20 protein-coding genes are annotated in these 16310 nt (G+C 64.3%); 3 read left to right on the plus strand and 17 right to left on the minus strand.

The window, feature by feature from the left end; translation table 11 throughout:
• Positions 1–144: 144 nt before the first annotated feature.
• The 16 genes from LH365_RS12370 to LH365_RS12445 all read right to left on the minus strand — a co-directional run bounded on the left by LH365_RS12370 (position 145) and on the right by LH365_RS12445 (position 11520).
• Entirely contained in the window at positions 145–3669 is a 3525-nt protein-coding gene (locus LH365_RS12370; RefSeq protein ID WP_226743941.1) for a glycoside hydrolase/phage tail family protein, read from the minus strand.
• On the minus strand, positions 3657–4184 hold the full coding sequence (locus tag LH365_RS12375; RefSeq protein WP_226743942.1) for a peptidase P60: 528 nt from the start codon (positions 4182–4184) through the stop codon (positions 3657–3659). The genes LH365_RS12370 and LH365_RS12375 overlap by 13 nt, the downstream gene beginning before the upstream one ends.
• Complete coding sequence (locus tag LH365_RS12380; protein ID WP_226743943.1) at positions 4181–4843, minus strand: DUF2163 domain-containing protein; 663 nt, start codon at positions 4841–4843, stop codon at positions 4181–4183. Before LH365_RS12380 ends, LH365_RS12375 begins: the two co-directional genes overlap by 4 nt.
• Positions 4844–4873: 30 nt before the next feature.
• Positions 4874–5482, minus strand: coding sequence for a DUF2460 domain-containing protein (locus LH365_RS12385; protein WP_226743944.1), 609 nt, complete (start codon positions 5480–5482; stop codon positions 4874–4876).
• A gap of 3 nt (positions 5483–5485) precedes the next feature.
• Positions 5486–6004 carry a phage tail tape measure protein gene (locus LH365_RS12390; protein ID WP_226743945.1) on the minus strand — a complete coding sequence of 173 codons (519 nt, stop codon included), beginning with the start codon at positions 6002–6004 and terminating at the stop codon, positions 5486–5488.
• On the minus strand, positions 5997–6170 hold the full coding sequence (locus LH365_RS12395) for a phage tail assembly chaperone (RefSeq protein WP_226743946.1): 174 nt from the start codon (positions 6168–6170) through the stop codon (positions 5997–5999). The genes LH365_RS12390 and LH365_RS12395 overlap by 8 nt, the downstream gene beginning before the upstream one ends.
• Positions 6163–6453 carry a GTA-gp10 family protein gene (locus tag LH365_RS12400; RefSeq protein ID WP_226743947.1) on the minus strand — a complete coding sequence of 97 codons (291 nt, stop codon included), beginning with the start codon at positions 6451–6453 and terminating at the stop codon, positions 6163–6165. Before LH365_RS12400 ends, LH365_RS12395 begins: the two co-directional genes overlap by 8 nt.
• Positions 6443–6850 (minus strand): phage major tail protein, TP901-1 family, encoded by a 408-nt coding sequence (locus LH365_RS12405; RefSeq protein WP_226743948.1) that lies wholly within the window; start codon positions 6848–6850, stop codon positions 6443–6445. Before LH365_RS12405 ends, LH365_RS12400 begins: the two co-directional genes overlap by 11 nt.
• Positions 6850–7263, minus strand: a complete 414-nt coding sequence (locus LH365_RS12410; RefSeq protein WP_226743949.1) for a DUF3168 domain-containing protein — start codon at positions 7261–7263, stop codon at positions 6850–6852. Before LH365_RS12410 ends, LH365_RS12405 begins: the two co-directional genes overlap by 1 nt.
• A gap of 1 nt (position 7264) precedes the next feature.
• A complete protein-coding gene (locus LH365_RS12415) occupies positions 7265–7588 on the minus strand; it encodes a hypothetical protein (protein ID WP_226743950.1) in 324 nt (107 codons plus the stop codon).
• Positions 7585–7854 (minus strand): head-tail connector protein, encoded by a 270-nt coding sequence (locus LH365_RS12420; protein WP_226743951.1) that lies wholly within the window; start codon positions 7852–7854, stop codon positions 7585–7587. Before LH365_RS12420 ends, LH365_RS12415 begins: the two co-directional genes overlap by 4 nt.
• A 199-nt stretch (positions 7855–8053) precedes the next feature.
• On the minus strand, positions 8054–9262 hold the full coding sequence (locus LH365_RS12425; protein WP_226743952.1) for a phage major capsid protein: 1209 nt from the start codon (positions 9260–9262) through the stop codon (positions 8054–8056).
• 114 nt (positions 9263–9376) lie between these two features.
• The gene (locus LH365_RS12430) at positions 9377–9805 is read right to left on the minus strand and encodes an HK97 family phage prohead protease (RefSeq protein WP_226743953.1); all 429 of its coding nucleotides are present in this window, start codon (positions 9803–9805) and stop codon (positions 9377–9379) included.
• Positions 9805–10029 (minus strand): hypothetical protein, encoded by a 225-nt coding sequence (locus LH365_RS12435; RefSeq protein WP_226743954.1) that lies wholly within the window; start codon positions 10027–10029, stop codon positions 9805–9807. Before LH365_RS12435 ends, LH365_RS12430 begins: the two co-directional genes overlap by 1 nt.
• A complete protein-coding gene (locus tag LH365_RS12440) occupies positions 10022–10273 on the minus strand; it encodes a hypothetical protein (protein ID WP_226743955.1) in 252 nt (83 codons plus the stop codon). The genes LH365_RS12435 and LH365_RS12440 overlap by 8 nt, the downstream gene beginning before the upstream one ends.
• Positions 10274–10608: 335 nt before the next feature.
• Positions 10609–11520 (minus strand): SDR family oxidoreductase, encoded by a 912-nt coding sequence (locus LH365_RS12445; protein ID WP_226743956.1) that lies wholly within the window; start codon positions 11518–11520, stop codon positions 10609–10611.
• A gap of 79 nt (positions 11521–11599) precedes the next feature.
• Between LH365_RS12445 and LH365_RS12450 the strand changes: the two genes are divergently transcribed.
• Positions 11600–12214, plus strand: coding sequence for a TetR/AcrR family transcriptional regulator (locus LH365_RS12450; protein ID WP_226743957.1), 615 nt, complete (start codon positions 11600–11602; stop codon positions 12212–12214).
• A 3-nt stretch (positions 12215–12217) separates the two neighbouring features.
• Here the strand turns inward: LH365_RS12450 and LH365_RS12455 are convergent, their stop codons facing one another.
• Positions 12218–12685: a YcgN family cysteine cluster protein gene (locus tag LH365_RS12455; protein ID WP_226743958.1), complete on the minus strand. Its 468-nt coding sequence runs from the start codon at positions 12683–12685 to the stop codon at positions 12218–12220.
• Positions 12686–12935: 250 nt separating this feature from the next.
• On the opposite strand from LH365_RS12455, the gene LH365_RS12460 reads away from it, so the two are divergent.
• Positions 12936–14744: an ABC-F family ATP-binding cassette domain-containing protein gene (locus LH365_RS12460; protein WP_226743959.1), complete on the plus strand. Its 1809-nt coding sequence runs from the start codon at positions 12936–12938 to the stop codon at positions 14742–14744.
• 103 nt (positions 14745–14847) lie between these two features.
• On the plus strand, positions 14848–16305 hold the full coding sequence (locus LH365_RS12465; protein ID WP_226743960.1) for a hypothetical protein: 1458 nt from the start codon (positions 14848–14850) through the stop codon (positions 16303–16305).
• The last annotated feature ends 5 nt before the right edge of the window (positions 16306–16310 follow it).

Raw genomic sequence — 16310 nt, forward strand, 5'->3', positions numbered from 1 at the left:
GTCAAGCCGATAAAGACATCTCCAGCGCCAAACCAACACCGGATGTAGGGGCTTTCTGGACGATTTCAACCCGGCTCAAGGCGTCAAAACCGTCGGGGTAGTCCGTCGCGGCCGCTTCGCTCCCATAGTCGAAGACGCTCTCCCTTACATCCACTTCACGACGCAGTTCCGCACCCTGATAAAAGCGCAGACGATAGGCTTCATATCCGTCCTCAAGCGGCGGCTCATAGTCCAGATGATCGCCGCCGTAGCGGGCACAGCACAGCGTATCCAGCTCAGACGCCACATGTCACATTGCCGCCGCATCCGGCCATGCACAGGCGCGCGCGGTCGGAGGCCGACACCCGCCCACGCCGTCTCCAGATCGATGGCCCCATCCGCAGTCCCTCCGAACCCGGACAATCCCGCCCGCCACAGGCGCGGCAGTCCACGCTCCGCATCCGGCATATCGGCGCGCACCACTTCGGACAGGTGGATCACCGACGCCCCTTCGACGATCTGCAGAGCGCGCGTCCCCCATTGCCCGCGGATCAGTCCGCTTAACCGCCACTGACGCAGCCCTGTCAGCTCGGCGCTGTGGTACTGGATGATCTCCCACTCGCCGCCTGTCCCCATCACGCAGATGAAATTCGCGCCTTCAAGCACATCGGCCTCGGAACGGGATTGTAGAACCAGCCCTTCGAGGTAAATATCGAGACAGGCCGGTCTGTTCAGCTTATTCGACTGACCCGAAGGCAAACCCATGCGGGTATACCCCACCGAAGCCGGGCGCGTGACAGGGCCCCGCAGGGTGAGCGCACTCGCCCCGGCCCCGGCATAGACATCCACACCCGTAAACGGCACAGCCGTCGCCGCCAGCACCGGACGCGCGTTCGTCTCGTCGGTGCCGAAACCAGGCAGGTCGAGCAGGTAGAACCCGGTCAGTATGGCCTTGGTCACACCGCCGCCGCCGGACGGCTCGTAAGGTATGACCGCCGTGCGCTCGCTCACCGGCGTCAGGGTGAGGCAAGGCCGTTCGGCCAGATCGATTTCGACCACTCGGTAACGCAGGGCCTCGAACAGCACTTCGTCGCCCGTCTCGAAACGCAGCACATCCGCCGGCGACAGATCGAGCGTTACCGCCTCGCGCACGCCCCGCGCTTCATTAAGCGTCCGACCGACAAAGTCACGCGCCTGCGCCGCCGACAGGCTCAGCCCCAGATCGACCTGCATCAGGCTTCCGCCCGCCATATCCGAACGGGCATGAACCGCCTGCACCTGATAGTCGCGGTCGAGATCGTAACAGCGGAGCGTCAGGGCCGACGGCGCTTCGATCAGTTCACGCCGCGCCAGTACCGGTTCGCGTTCATGATCGGCCAACGCATCGCGCGACAAGGCGATCGCGGTTTGCGCCCCGATTATCTTCAACCCGTCATTCGCTTCCGCCAGATCGAGCCCCAGGTAAGACAGGACAGGCTCCATCGCACTGGCGGCACTCATCGGCTGTTCGATAACATAGCCATCGATGACGCCTTCAACTTCGGAAACGTCGATTTCCGACCCGACCTGTGCCGCGATTGCGCTCAGCAGATTTTTCGCGTCCGCCGACCCGACCCGGCCGTTCAGCCAGTGCCCGGTGCGCCAATTGCCGCCGTCGCCCCATATCTCCGCACGTCGCGGAAAATCGGGGTAAGGCCGCGCATCCCAGCACCACACATTCATGCCCGACAGCATGGGTGCGCCGTAAACCGTGCTGACCGGATTATTCGCCGGATCGGCGTAAAACCGGCTCAACGCCGTCAGGTAGGACCGCTGCGCCCGGTCGTCCCGCGCCCCCGTCGAATAGGGCGGAACGGCGCTTTCGGACGATTTGGGATCGACAAACAGATTGGGCGCGTTCGGCCCCTTATCTATCGCGCCGCAGCCATATTCGACGAAACGGATCGGCTTGGATTGCGGTACCCAGTCTGTCGGCGCTGATTGCCGGATGCCGCCCGGACGATCATGGTGCGGGTTTGCCCACCAGCCCTGAATATCCTTCGGGCGGAACATCCAGTACTCACCGAACGCGCCATCGGCGATAGATGAACGGACCTGTCCGTCTTTGTCTTCTGATGACGCATAGTACCAGTCGAAACCCTCCCCGCCACGCACGCGCGACGCCAGATAGGCCGGGTCGTAGATCGACTCGGCCTCTTCGGCATCAGTATGGTCGCCCTCGCGCCAGTCGGTCAGCGGCGCGTACCAGTCGATACCGACAAAATCTATGTCAGCATCGGCCCACAAGGGATCTAGATGAAAGACCGCGTGGTCGCCCGTATGATGCCCGAAATATTCGCTCCAGTCGGCGGCATAGGACAGCTTGGTGTCCGGCCCGACCACCGCGCGCACCTCTGCCGCCAACGCCTTCAACTGCGCCACCGCCGGATAGGTCAGGGCATCAGAACGGGTCGTCGTCACACCGCGCAGTTCCGACCCCAGCAGCACCGCATCGACGCCGCCCGCCTCGACGGCCAGCGCCGCCAGATGCCGCACGAAGCGGCGCAGCCCCCATCCTTCCGCCGCACCGAAAAACGCCGCCACATCGTCCGCCGCCTGCGCGGTCAGGTCGTGCGTCGATGCGATTCGCCCGCGCCAGGGAAAACCCGCGCAATCCATCAGAATGAACGGCACCAGCGTGACCTCATAGCCGCGCTGTTTCAGTACACGGATGGCCGCAATCACCGACGCGTCGGACGGCGTGCCGCCATAGACCGGACGCCCGTCCTGCGTGCTGATCAGATGGGCTTCGTCACGCCCGATGCCGGCCACCGACCACACTTCGGGCCGCGTCCTCTTTACCGCCTGTTCGACGCCCGGACGGATGCGACAGGCACCGGCATCGAGGCCGTCGCCGAACCAGCTAATCGCCAGATTGACGCGCTTCACCTTCGGCAGGTGTGCCTCAAGCTGATCGAGCGAGACGAGAAAATCCGGCTGCCCGTCGGCATTATTTAACGTTTCCCAACGCGCCCCGCTCAAGCCCTCCAGCACGGCATTATGCGTCGTCGCATAGACGAACTCACCCGCGCCGGGGATCAGGCACACGCCGTCGATCAGCGTCTCCAGCCCGTCGCCCTGCGGCCGGTGAAACACCTCGACCGACAGGTTGGGCGGGCGATTGCCGAAGGCCGCCAGCGGCAGATCCTCGAACACCAGATAGGCCAGCCCGCGATAAGCCGGCGCATCGCCTTCGATGGCCACAATAAGCTCGTCCGGCATCTGGGTTTCTTCACCGCGATAGAGGCGATAAGACAAACCTGTCTGATCGAGCAACTGTCCGTCGGCCCAGATGCGTCCGATGCCGTCGATCGGCCCTTCGCAAAGCCCCACGGCAAACGACAGCGAATAGCTGAAATTCTCGGTGCCCGGCGCAGTCTTCGAGGCGCGCGTGGTGCTGCGGTTTTCCCTCAACCGCGCGGCCCAGAGCACGGTTCCGGCAACGCGCCCGCGGCCATAGACCTGCTTGATCGGCGCGCCCTGATCGGCGGCGGTTATACGCACGCCTTCGAGGCGCGGACCGACCTGACGCACCGGCGAAAAGGTGCTGACCAGCGTCCGCTCGACCGCATTGCCGAGCAGCCCGCCGATGGCGCCACCAATGGGCCCGCCCAGCGCCGTCCCCAGCCCCATCAAGGTTAGTTGCGCCATGATAAATCTCTTTGAAAAGTCCCTCCCCGAATTTTAGGAGAGGTGCCGCCAAAGGCGACGGTGGGGTTAAAATCAGGTGCAACCGGAAACGCATATGCCCCGCACAGATGCCTTCGCCACCAGCGCCCCAGCCAGGTTTCCGTCACCGCGTGACCCCAATAGGCATGGATCAGTTGCGCGCGCGGATCGTAGACGCTACCCGCGCTGAGGATGGCCGTGTGCTTGGCGACGGCATTATCCCGCATACGGAAGATCAGCACATCACCGGCCCGCGCTTCGACTAACGGCAATGGCTCCAGCCAGCGATCGAAAGCCGCTCTCAGCCTTTCTGTCGCCCCGACTTCCGCCCAGTCGCCTGTATAGGCCGGAACCGCACAGGGCTCGCGGCTGTACAAACCGCGCCATACGCCGCGCACCAGCCCCAGACAATCGCAGCCGACACGGCGCACGCTTTGTCCGTGCTGATAGGGCGTGCCCAGCCAGAGGCGCGCTTCGGCCAAAGCCTGCGCCCTCATGACCGACCACCGCGCGACGCGCCGTCGAGGGCATCGCCCGAACGCGGATAAAGGGTGACGAAATCTTCGCCCGGCAGATCCGGAAATCCGCGAAAATTGACCACATTGGCGAACAGGTCGCGGCAGGTCGCATAGCGCTTGTCGCAGGTGCCTGCCGGATCGCTCAGACCGCAGCGCGCGTCCCCCAAACGTGCATCGCACAAAGGCGTATAGCGCCGTCCGATGATGCGCTGAAGTCGGGCGGCCGGCCCTTCGATATGGGCGACGAACGCAGCCTGATCCTGACCGCGCATTTCGATACGCGCCAGCCTGCCCGACCCCATCGCCACAAAGTGCCGCGTGTCGGTCCAGTCGACCACATAGGTAGCGATTCGCGCGCCGTCATACAGGCCAGCGCGGATGTCCTCGGCGCTTAAAGCCGCTGCCGACAGCACGCCAGAGACAGACCTGTCTCCACTTTCCAACCCCAGTTCACCGTGCGCCGTTCCGGCGGCCCAGCCGCTGCCGGCAACGCACACGACATCCTGAAACCACAGATCGCGGTCGTGATCGGTGAAGCCCATCTGTTCGCCGTCGTCGCGCGTCAGTATCCACGCATGGCAAAGCTTCGCCGCGCCGCCGGTCAGGGCGGCGGAAATGGCTGCGGGTATATCGCGCATGATATCCTCAGATTGTCAGGAAAAAGCCGGTCATACCCGGATTTCGATCAACGGTATGGCCACCACCCGCCCAGCATCGAACCCTTCCAGCGTCAGGTCGATACGGTCGGCGTCGAAGCGCACCGGCACGTCGAAACGGAAGCCGGCGGACACGATCGCACCTTCAGCCGGCGCGGCATCGAAGGTGACCATGCCCGTCGTGTGATCGACGCTGAAACCGGCACTCTGTTCGACCCCGTTCAGTGCCACCGACACGCTGCCTTCCACCGGCTTGCGGATGGGCCGCACCACGGTGCCATAGGTCTTGAGAAGTTGAAACGCACGCGTCGCGCCATCCGCCGTAGCGATGACCTGATCGAGCGGGTCGACGCTCTCGCCCTCGCCGCTGGTGCCGTCGGTAAAGTCGCGAAAGCGAAACCCGTATAACGGCCCTTCGCGCGCCTCGAAGAAACTCAGCAGCGCCGCCGCATCGGCCATACGCCGGATGCCGGCGCCGATCAGGTAGCGCCGCCGCCCCAGCGCCCAGGCGCTGATGCGTTGCTCATACCCCGACGCCAGCGTGGTGACGCGCACGCGCCGCTCGATCCCGGCCCCCGACCCGAAGGCCAGACGCGCCGGAAAGGTGACTTCATGGAACATGGCCTACCTCGATCCCATGCGCGCCGCGCGTTGCAAGGCGGCGGCGATCTGCGCCTCCGATCGGACAAGACCGTCTTGTCCACCCGACATATTCAAAGTCAGATTGATCGTCGCACCGGTCGCAGTTTCGATCTGTCCCGCGGTCGCCGGGCGGAACCATTCCGGCCCGCGCTCACCGACCAGATAGGCGCCGCCTGCGGTCACCGGACCGCCATCGGCGCGCGCGCCGGCAAAGCCGCCCAGACCGGCAAAGACTTCACCTAACACGGACGACAGCGAACCGCCGCCCGATACGCCACCTGCGGCATTGACGGCAGTCATCAGTGCCGAAGCCAGTTCACCCAGACTGATTTCGCCGTCCCTGGCCGCGCGGCCCAGACTGCGCGCCAGCGACTCCCCGGCCTTACCGAAGGCCGCTTCGATGCTCGCCGCCGTTTCCTCCGCCGGGCCCTTCAGCGCCTGCAGGGCGACAGCCGCCTCATTGGCCTGTTGCGTCAGGCCATTCAAACCGGATTCAGTCATCGGGAAACGCCCTCTTCAAAGCTTCAAAATCATCGCGCGGCAGAACGCGTGCACTTGGCGACGCCGTCAGCCACACCCATTCGCGCCAGCTCAAGCGCCAGAAATCGGCGGGCGACAGGTGCAAATCGCGCACGGCGACGCGCATCATCGCGCCCCAGTCAGTCATCGCCGTTCATCGCGCGAAATGCCGCCACGATGGCCGCGACCGCTTCGCCCAGGGTGACGGTTTCGACGGCGGGCAAGGCGTCCCGCGACAGCGCGCGCAGCACGGTCAGCACATCCTGCGCCCCCATCTGCGCGAGGCTCTGCGACAGGGCGGTAAAGCCGCGCACGCCGAAATGCGCTTCCAGTTGCGCCAGCGCCCCCAGCGTCACGCACAGGCGCACCGTCGCACCGCCGAGCGACGCAAGCACTTCGCCGCGCGCGGCATTGACCGGATCAGAGCGCATCGAAGCCCACCTCGCCCGCCGAAGCCAGCGTCAGGGCAAAGGTCGCCTCACCATCGTGCTCGCCGGCATATTCCAGCGCCGCGATCAGAAACGCGCCGGTGAAGATGCCGAAGCCCGGCACGACGATCTGCCAGTTGCGTGCGGTCTGAGCGAAAAACGCATCGCGCATCTGCGCGTCGGATGCCGCATCCTTGAATACGCCGGAGCCGGACACCGACAGCGACTTCACGCCCGCTCCGGCCAGCAATTCGCGCCAGCCGTTCGGGCTGTCGGAATCGGTGACGTCGACGGCGCGGGCATTGAGCGACACGGTGCGCGCCCGCAGTCCCGCCACGGTGACGAAACCCGTCCCGTCCGAGATTTTCAGCAGCATGTCGCGGCCTTTTTGCAGGGTCATCAGGCGATCCTTTCCGTCACGGCGCGCAGACGCACCAGCCCGTAGACCGTTCTGTCTGCCCCTCGAAACACATCGAGATAGGTGATGCGCAGACTGACCAGATGCTGATCATCCAGAGCCACCTGCGCCTGATCGAGCGCCACGCGCAGTTCGCTGGCGATGGCGCGCGCCTCTTCGGTGCCGTCGAAATCCGACACCACGCGCAGCGTTACCACCTGTTCGGTGGCATCGACGCCGATTCCGCCAAACGGCTGGGCTTCGACACGATCGACAAGTACATAGGGATAGATCGGCTCCGGCGGCACAACGTCATGCACGCGCACCGTCGCGCCGAGCCAGGTTTTCAGAGGCGTATGCGCCTTCAAATGCGCGATCAGCCCTTTTTGCAGATCGCGTAGGGGGTCGAGCGGCATGTCACCGCCTCCTTTCAACAGTTATCAGGATTTGTGCGTCGGCATCGGCCGACACAGACAGGACGGTCCAGTCTTCACCGCGGGTAGTCAGCACGCTGCCGCGCACGGCGGAGGCGGCGGAGCGGCAGGTAAATTCCGCATACTGACGAAGCCGCGAAGGCGCGTCGCCGGAAACGCCGTCCGAAGGCGTTCGCGGGGCAAAATCACCCCAGGTCACACCCTCGAACTGCCGCGTTTCCGTGACGCCGCCAAAGGGCGTTTCTGTGCGGACGATCGTAAACACCCGCGCCGGGGTTTTCAGTTGCGCAGTGCGAAGCCGGCTCACAGCCGCACCTCACGATAGGGCGTGATCCACGGCTCAAGCCCTTCGAGTGAGACGCCACCTTCGCCGCGCGTTTCATAGGCGCGCGCCACCAGATCGAGCACGGCCAGCCGCAACGGCGCGGGAGACGCCTCATCGAGGGTCAGGCCCAGCGCCGTTTCCAGCCGCGCCACGGCAGCGGCGATGAAGGTGGCGATCAGCGTGTCCTCGTCGTCGTGAGACACGCGCAAGAACAGCTTCGCCTCAGTGAGCGAAACAGGATCGGACATGGGGGGAGCTCCGCTTATACCTCCCCAACGTGTTGGGGAGGGGGACCGCACGAGCCGAAGGCGAGATGCGGTGGTGGGGGTTATTGATTAGGTTCAACGACCGAGTGTGCGGATAGGTTGGCAAGATACCCCACCACCACATCTCGCCTTCGGCTCGTGCGGTCTCCCTCCCCGGCAAAGCCAGGGAGGTATGTAGCCGTTAGCTCGCCGCGATCTTCAGCACCTTGATCGCATCGAAGTTCTGCACGCCGCCACCGACGCGCTTGGTGGTGTAGAACAGCACATAGGGCTTGGCCGAATAGGGGTCGCGCAGCACGCTCAGGCCGGCGCGATCGACGATCAGATAGCCGCGCGCGAAGTCACCGAAGGCCACCGGCGTGGCGTTGGCGGCGATGTCCGGCATGGCCTCGATCTCCTGCACCGGATAACCGAGCAGTTGCGGCAGTTGCCCCGCCTGCTGGGTCGGTTGCCAGACATAGTGACCGTCGGCGTCCTTGAATTTGCGAATCGTAGCCGCCGTGCGACGATTCATCACGAAGTGCGCGTTCGGACGATACTGCGCCGCCGGAGTGTAGATCAGGTCCATCAGCGCGTCGGTCGGCGCAGAACTGGCGAAGCCGGAAGCCGCGCCGCTGGCCACATAGCCGATCTGCCCCCAGGCCGCCGACGCATTGGCCACGGTGGTGTAGCTGAGGAAGCCGCGCGGTTTGTTCGTGCCGTCGCCGGAGACGAAGGCCGCCGTTTCCTGCGCGGCGAAGCTGTCCTCGATTTCAGCGGCCAGCCATTCGTCGAGATTGATAAAGCTGTCGTCCAGCAGGGCCTGCGTCGCGGCAGGCGAGGCGTAAAGCTCGGCCGCCGGAAACTCCATCAGCGACAGGGTCGCCGGGTCGGTTTCCGGGCGCGAGGCCGTTTCGGCGACCCAGCCGGCGGCAACACCCGCGGTCGAGATCGGCTTGCGGAAGGTGGTCGAACTGACCGTGCGCACGGTCGCCAGCGAGCGCAGGGGCGACACCTGCGCCAGACGACGCTCGATGAAACGTTCCGTCTCGTAGGGCGCCAGCGCGCCGGACCCCGAAGCGGTCGAAAGCCCGGCCTTCAGCTCCACCGTCACGCGGCCCGAACGCATATAGCCGTCCCAGGCGGCCTTGACCTCGTCCGGCTGCGCCTGTGCGGCGGACAGTTCCGGGCGCGACGTGTGGCTCATCAGGCGCTCGAGGCGCGACTGCGCCGTTTGCAGACCCTGTTCGATGCGCTCGACCTTGTCGTCGATCAGCGGATCGGACTGCTTCTTTTCCAGCGCACTGAGGCGCTGATCATTGGCGGTCTTGAAGGCTTCGAAGGCCGTCAGGACTTCGTGCAGCACGGTGCGCACTTCGGTCGATGCGACCGCGTGTTTGGTTTCTTTCATCTATGTCTCCTAAAACCCCCTCTCCCTTGAGGGAGAGGGTTGGGGTGAGGGGGAGCCACACCTTGAGAGGTACTCCCCCTCATCCGGCGTCGCTCCGCTCCGCCACCTTCTCCCTCAAGGGAGAAGGGAAGTTGTCGGCGCCATCCTGAACCGCGCGCTGGGCAGCATGGGAAAGGTCACCAGCGACACCTCCCACAGCGACACCGCACTCAGCACACGCAGGCGGCCCGTCTCGTCAGAACGCGTCTTCTGCGCCTCGAAACCGATGCTCAGCCCGTCGATCACGCCCGCTTCGGCCAGCGCCGCCGCCATGCGCCCTTCGGGCGTCACCGGCAAAATCCGGCCACGGACGAACAGACCGGTCTCGTCCTCAACCGCCTCATCCCAGACACCGACCGGCGCCCTGACATTGTGCTGATAGAGCATCCGCGCGCCTTCGGGCCCGGACCGGATCAGGCTGTCGCGAAAGGCGCCCGGCACAACGACGTCGTCATTGAGATCGCGCTCGTAAAAACGCGAGGCATAGCCTTCGATCGGCACCATCAGCCGCGCTCCTGATCGAGCTTGACCTCGATGCGCTGAAGCGCCGCGCGGGTGGCGAGCGCCTGTTCTTCAAGCCGCGCCAGACGCTCGACGACGCCGGCCTGCTGCTGCAGGCGCGCCTCCAGCGTATCGAGTCGCGCGCCCGCCCGGCCGAACCACATCAGCGCCGCCGCCGATTGCAGGATGATGGTGACGATGACGCCACCGGTGAAAATCTCAGTCATCAACTCTCCCCTCACGCGTTTTAGAAGCGCTCAGGCCCGCCAGTCTCCGCTTCTCGCCCTCGCTGACGAAGGCGGCCGCATTGAGCCGTGCCCACAGGGCTTCGCGCTCCACCGACAGGGCCGGCAGGGCATCCAACTCCGGCACGATGCGCGCACCGGGAAAGCGCGCTTCCAGCCAGTTCGACAGGGAGCGCGTGGTCTTGGGCCTGACGCATGATGGCGATGTCCTGGGGTGTGAGCGCATTTCCGTCCATGACCCATTTGTACAACGGTTCCGGAATGCGGGGATAAAGTCGGTAACTATAAATATTAAGACAAGGATCGGGTTTATGAAATTCTTATATTCAGCGGGGACAGTCCCCTACCTTATTTACAGCGCACCTGCAAAAAGTTGTCATGAAGTTCAGCTATAAGATGGACATTCCTCCCCGGTGCGTCGTCGTAAAGGCATCACTCGTTACTTTAAGTGTGTTTGAAAAATTTTAGAAAAGTGGCCGCGGGAAACCGCGGCCTTTTATTTTTCTGCATTCGGTTCGCCCTCTCTGCCTTCTGTGCATCGCAGCAAGGCATGATCCATTCTTAGAAAGCGCTGCCCGTCAGCGCTTGCGAAACCGCCCACAAACGTTCAGAGGCCTGGGCATCCAGCGCCTGCCGCGGGACCTGCGCTTCGGTCGGGAAGCCCCGAATCTCCGCCATTCCATCCGGGCCGTAATAGGCCCCCGCCTTCGCCAGTGGCGAGGTCGCGGCGAACAACGTCGGCAATGCCCCCTGCCACGCGGGCTGAAACAGGAACCACAGCAGGCTCCGCGTCAGACCCGTGGCGCTCCAGCGGCCGGGCGCGTTGTGCAGGAGGTCCGTGCGCGCGATACCGGGATGGGCCGCGATGCTGGTGACGCCCCAGCCACCGGCTTCGCTGCGGTGGTGCAGTTCGAGCGCGAACATCAGGCAGGCGAGCTTGGACTGACTGTAGACGCGCATCGGATTATAGTCCCGTTCGGCATTGAGATCATTGAACTGTATCGCCCCGCTGCGCGCCGCCACGCTCGACAGGGTGACCACGCGGGCATTGCGCCCCTTGCGCAGCAAAGGCATCAGCCCTGCCGTCAGCGCGAAATGCCCCAGATAGTTGGTGCCAAGCTGCAACTCGAATCCGTCCTCGGTCTCCAGTCGTTTGGGCGGCACCATGACTCCGGCATTATTGATCAGCAAATCGAGGCTATCGCTCTGGCCCTTCAACCGTTCGCAGAAGGCCCCGACAGAGCGGAGACTGGCCAGATCGAGCGGTTCGAAGCGGGCATTCGCCGCCGGCAACAGATTGCGGATTTTAGCGACCGCTTGGGTGCCCTTATCCGGATTGCGCCCCGCAATGACCACCTCGGCCCCGGCCTGCGCCAGAGCCAGCGCATCCTCATAGCCGAGCCCGCCGGTGCCGGTGACAACGGCCAGACGGCCTTTCTGCGAGGGAATATTGGATGCCGTCCACCTGACCATGAGCTTTGCCTTTCCAAAAAATCGCACTTGGTGTAAAATGAATTACACTAAGTGCGATTTTACACCAAGGGAAATTTTTATGCCCGGCGCCGAAGGTCCGAATCTGCTGACGCCTCCACCCAGGGACGGTTTGCGCGAGCGCAAGCGCCGCGAAACCCTGCAACGCATTACCGATACGGGGATGTGCCTGTTTCTGGAGAAGGGCTACGACGCGACGACGCTTGATGACATCGCGATGGCGGCCGGCATTTCCCGGCGCACCTTCTTCTATTATTTCAAGTCCAAGGACGATATCCTGCTATCTCTGCAAAGCGGCATGGGCGAGATGATCACGGCCGCCTTACGCGCCGAAGCGCCGGACAAACGCCCCCTCGATGCGGTGCGCGACGCGGTCATCAGGGCCTGCGCGTCTATTCCCACCGACGAAATGATCGCCATCGACCGCCTGATGCGCTCCAGCGAAGCGGTTCAGGCGCGAAAACAGGCCAGTTACGTCCAGCACGAAAAAGCGTTGTTCGAAGCTCTGCGCGAACGCTGGCCCGCGGCGGATCGGGAAACCGGTCTCAGGCTGGTGGCCATGCTGTCGATGGGGGCGATACGGCTGTCGTTCGAAGCGCTGAACCGCGAAGGCGGCAAACGCCCGGTCGCGGCGTTGCTGCAGGAAACCTTCGATGGGCTGAAGGCCGAAATATAGGCCTTATTCGCCCTTATCCGAGCGGTCTTCCAACAGATCGAAAGCGGCGAAGTCGATGGCGTCTTCGGGGTCGTCCAACGCCGTTTCGGAAAGGGTCTGTCCGCGTACGGACACGCCCCGGCGGTGCACCTCTTCGCGGTCGCCGCAGATCAGGTGATGCCAGCGCGGCAGGTCCTTGCCCTCGTGCAGGCGGCGATAGGCGCACGAGCCCGGCATCCATTCCAGCGCTTCGATATTATGCGGCGTCAGCTTGATGCAGTCGGGCACGTATGTGTGCCGCTGCGGATAGTTGGAGCAGGCGCAGGTGCCCGAATCGAACAGCCGGCAATGGACGCGCGTCGGGATGATCTCCCCCGTATCCTCGTCCTCAAGCCGGATGAGGCAGCACAGGCCGCAGCCGTCGCACAGCGATTCCCATTCGGGCACCGTCATTTCGGAAAGGGTCTTGGTCTGCCAGAAGGGTTTGGTCATCACGAACTTTACTTGAGATAGCCCCTCACCCGGCCCTGCGGGCCACCCTCTCCCCGTAAACAGGGAGAGGGAATTTCGGTGTCCCCTCTCCCCGCATGCGGGGAGAGGGTTAGGGTGAGGGGCAATTTCCCTCGCCCATACGCGATATTCAAACACTTTGCAAAGAACACCGAAACCGCTAAACCCGCGGCATCCCGCTTAATCGCCTTTTTGGGCGAAAGCCGGTTCCCACTTTTCGCAAAAGGCTTTTATGAACGCCAAAGCCCCCCTGCTCGCCCTGAAAGACGTCCGCCTGATGGACGGCATGAACCCGCTGTTCGACGGCGTCGACATCGCGCTGGAGCCGCGCGTGCGGGCCTGTCTCGTCGGTCGCAACGGCGCAGGCAAATCGACCCTGATGCGCCTGATGGCCGGGCTGATCGAGGCCGACTCGGGCGAGCGCGTCGTCATGCAGGGGATGCGCTACGCCTATGTGCTTCAGGAGCCGCAGCCCGTCGGCGACACCGTGCTCGACTGGGTGACGTCGGACGGCGCGGAGCCCTATATGGCCGAAGCCGAGCTTTACACCTTCGGCATCGACCCGGCGACGAAATGCGCCTCCCTGTCGGGCGGGGAAAAGCGCCGCGCCGCGCTGGCCAAGGCGTTTGCCGAAGAACCCGACCTGATCTTCCTCGACGAACCGACCAACCACCTCGACATCTTCGCCATCGAAGCCCTCGAAGACCAGTTGCGTCAGTTCAAGGGCGCCGCCCTGATCGTCAGCCACGACCGCACCTTCCTGGAGCGTGTCACCCAGCGCTCCTACTGGCTGCACGACCGCAAGGTCATGCGCCTCGACGCCGGCTATGCGTCGTTCGAGCCCTGGTCGGAAAAAATCATGGAAGAACAGGCCGAATCCTTGCGCCGTCTCGAAAAGGCCATCGAGCGTGAAACCTACACCTTCTACCGCTCGATCACCGCCCGGCGCACGCGCAACGAAGGCCGCGCCGCACGCCTTCAGGCCATGCGCGCCGAAAAGATGGAGCGGACCAAGCAATTGCCGCGTCAACTCGAAATGAGCATCGATTCCGGCGGCACGTCGGGCAAATTGGTCGCCGAACTGAAAAACGTCTCCAAGGGGTTCGGCGACAAGGAACTGCTCAAGGGCTTTTCGACCCGCATCCTGCGCGGCGACCGGCTGGCCATTGTCGGGCCGAACGGCGCGGGCAAGTCGACCCTCGTCAAGCTGCTGATCGGGCAGATCCCCGCCGATGAGGGCGAAATCCGCCTCGGCACCGCGCTTGAGGTCGCCTATCTCGATCAGGGCCGCGACACGCTGAAAGGCGAGGAGACTCTGTGGGACGCGCTGGCCAATACCGGCTCGGATCAGATCATGGTGCAGGGGCAGCCGCGCCACGTCGCCGCCTACGCCAAGGACTTCCTGTTCCGCGACAATCAGTTGCGTCAGCCGGTCAAATCGCTGTCGGGCGGAGAACGCAACCGTTTGCAACTGGCCCGCGCCCTGGCTTCGGCGACCAATCTGCTGGTGCTCGACGAACCGACCAACGACCTCGATATGGACACGCTCGACCTGCTGGAAGAGATGCTGGCCGACTATGACGGCACGCTGATCCTCGTCAGCCACGATCGCGATTTCATCGATCGTCTGGCCACCTCGACCCTCGCCCTGAACGGCAAGGGCAAGGCGGTGGAAACACCCGGTGGCTGGCAGGACTTCCTGCGTCAGAACCCCGACTTCTTCGCCGAACTGAGCCACAAGGCCCCGGCAACCAAGGCGCCGGCAAAAGTCTCTGCCCCTGCGGCCCCCGCCCCGAAAACCCCGGCGAAAAAGCTGTCCTACAAGGACCAGAAGCGTCTCGAAGACCTCAACGCCCTGATGCCCAAATGGCAGGCCGAGATCGCCAACACCGAGGCGGCGCTGGGCGATCCGAACCTCTACGCCAAAAACCCGGCGCGCTTCGAGGCGTTGATGAAGACACTGGAAAAGCTGAAAACCGACCTCGAAAACGGCGAGATGGAATGGCTTGAGCTTGAGGAAAAACGCGAGGCGCTGGGGTAACGGATACCGCACGGCGAGGCGTATCCCTGTGCCATTAGGGCAATATTAAGCGGCAGAGGTTAGGTTAAGCGGGTTGCAACCTTTCCGGAAACTGCCGCGTTTCATGCCCCTTCATAGTCGAACCTGTCTGTCCGCCCTTGGTCTGGCCCTTTTCGGCCTGACCGTTTACGCGCCCGTATCGGCGCTGGCGCAGGCGCGGCCCTATCTCGACTGGCCCGGCAAAAGCGTCGCTCAACAGGCTCCCGAACAGCCGCAAACCGCGCCCGCGACGCCGCTGGAACGCGCCCTGCCCAACGCGGCGACGGGTCAGCCCGGCTTTGACATTCCCGCCTCTCCCTACGGTCAGGTCGGCAATCCCTATACGCACGATCTGAACTGGCGCGGCAAGGCAAGCCCCGCTGCACCTCAGGCCGCCGCGCCTGCCCCGCAAGCCCAGCCGCATCCCGAACTGGCGTCCAACTGGACGCCGCAGCCGCAATCGTGCTTCGACGCCCCGCGCGCTTACAAGGCTCCGGCTCAGACGAAGGCGCAACCTCAAACCTCGGTCCCTGCGCCGCAGCCGCAACCTGAAGCGCCGCCCCAACCGGTTCCGGCAAAGCCGCAACCCCAGCCTCAGGCGACCCTGCGTTCCTATGCGCCGCCGGTCCGTCAGGCCCAACCCGCTTCACCGCCTCCCGTTCCGGCACAAGCTCAGGCCTATGCCCGGCCTGCCCCGCAAACGCCCCCCCCGGCGACCCCCAACCCTGGCTGGATTCCGACGGTGAAGGAGCGCGTGCAATCGCCGCCGCAGCCCAATCCGGCCTATGGCTGGATTCCGTCGCCAAGCGAACGCCTTCAGGAAGCTCGTCCGGCTTCGCAACCGCCCAAAATGCTGCCTCAGGCGCGCGTCGCAACCCCGGCGCCCTTGCCGACACCGAAACCGCCGATCGTCAGCGCCGAGACCATGGAGCGCGAAACCGCAGCCCAAACGGCGGTGACGCAGCCGAAAACCCAATCTCAACCCAAGTCTCCGGCTCCGGTACAAGCGCAAGTCCAGCCTCAACCAGCCCCGCAGACTCCGGTCCAGCCGCAGGCCCTGCCGGATAGCGGCTACCGTCTGCCGCCGAACAGCAAATATGCCGGCCGCGTTTCGCCGGAACTGGAGGCGCGCGCCGCAACCCCGGCCCAACCGGTTCAGACCGACAAGTCTGTCCCCAAGGCCGCCACCACGCCCGCCGAGGTCAAGGCCGCCGAGACCAGACAGGCCAGCGCGCCCACAGCGGCGGCCCCTCTGGCGCAGGCCGCCGAGCAGGAATCCGCCGAGCCCTACACGCCCTTTGTGCCGGGCAGCCGCGCCACCAATGCGTCGCAAACCCCGCGCTTCTATTCGCTGCACCGCGCCTATGGCTATGAGCCCGACCCCGCGCCGCATTCGGGCGGCGATCTGGCGCTCGATCCCAACGCCGTCCAGACCCCGACTCAGGACGACAAAAACAAGAAAACCGCGCCTCAGAAAGAGACCGCGAAGACGACCGATAAAACCAAATCCGACCCGAAATCCGATAAAGACAAAACGCTTTAAGGCTC

The sequence above is a fragment of the Asticcacaulis sp. AND118 genome, from assembly GCF_020535245.1.
GTDB lineage: Bacteria > Pseudomonadota > Alphaproteobacteria > Caulobacterales > Caulobacteraceae > Asticcacaulis.

Coding starts and splice junctions, on each gene's coding strand:
- LH365_RS12445 (WP_226743956.1), bottom strand. CDS start 11,520: ATGGTCAGGTGGACGGCATCCAATATTCCCTCGCAGAAAGGCCGTCTG.
- LH365_RS12405 (WP_226743948.1), bottom strand. CDS start 6,850: ATGACCCTGCAAAAAGGCCGCGACATGCTGCTGAAAATCTCGGACGGG.
- LH365_RS12460 (WP_226743959.1), top strand. CDS start 12,936: ATGAACGCCAAAGCCCCCCTGCTCGCCCTGAAAGACGTCCGCCTGATG.
- LH365_RS12370 (WP_226743941.1), bottom strand. CDS start 3,669: ATGGCGCAACTAACCTTGATGGGGCTGGGGACGGCGCTGGGCGGGCCC.
- LH365_RS12435 (WP_226743954.1), bottom strand. CDS start 10,029: ATGACTGAGATTTTCACCGGTGGCGTCATCGTCACCATCATCCTGCAA.
- LH365_RS12400 (WP_226743947.1), bottom strand. CDS start 6,453: ATGCGCTCTGATCCGGTCAATGCCGCGCGCGGCGAAGTGCTTGCGTCG.
- LH365_RS12420 (WP_226743951.1), bottom strand. CDS start 7,854: ATGTCCGATCCTGTTTCGCTCACTGAGGCGAAGCTGTTCTTGCGCGTG.
- LH365_RS12425 (WP_226743952.1), bottom strand. CDS start 9,262: ATGAAAGAAACCAAACACGCGGTCGCATCGACCGAAGTGCGCACCGTG.
- LH365_RS12450 (WP_226743957.1), top strand. CDS start 11,600: ATGCCCGGCGCCGAAGGTCCGAATCTGCTGACGCCTCCACCCAGGGAC.
- LH365_RS12380 (WP_226743943.1), bottom strand. CDS start 4,843: ATGCGCGATATACCCGCAGCCATTTCCGCCGCCCTGACCGGCGGCGCG.
- LH365_RS12465 (WP_226743960.1), top strand. CDS start 14,848: ATGCCCCTTCATAGTCGAACCTGTCTGTCCGCCCTTGGTCTGGCCCTT.
- LH365_RS12410 (WP_226743949.1), bottom strand. CDS start 7,263: ATGCCGCTCGACCCCCTACGCGATCTGCAAAAAGGGCTGATCGCGCAT.
- LH365_RS12455 (WP_226743958.1), bottom strand. CDS start 12,685: ATGACCAAACCCTTCTGGCAGACCAAGACCCTTTCCGAAATGACGGTG.
- LH365_RS12385 (WP_226743944.1), bottom strand. CDS start 5,482: ATGTTCCATGAAGTCACCTTTCCGGCGCGTCTGGCCTTCGGGTCGGGG.
- LH365_RS12395 (WP_226743946.1), bottom strand. CDS start 6,170: ATGACTGACTGGGGCGCGATGATGCGCGTCGCCGTGCGCGATTTGCAC.
- LH365_RS12440 (WP_226743955.1), bottom strand. CDS start 10,273: ATGCGCTCACACCCCAGGACATCGCCATCATGCGTCAGGCCCAAGACC.
- LH365_RS12375 (WP_226743942.1), bottom strand. CDS start 4,184: ATGAGGGCGCAGGCTTTGGCCGAAGCGCGCCTCTGGCTGGGCACGCCC.
- LH365_RS12390 (WP_226743945.1), bottom strand. CDS start 6,004: ATGACTGAATCCGGTTTGAATGGCCTGACGCAACAGGCCAATGAGGCG.
- LH365_RS12430 (WP_226743953.1), bottom strand. CDS start 9,805: ATGGTGCCGATCGAAGGCTATGCCTCGCGTTTTTACGAGCGCGATCTC.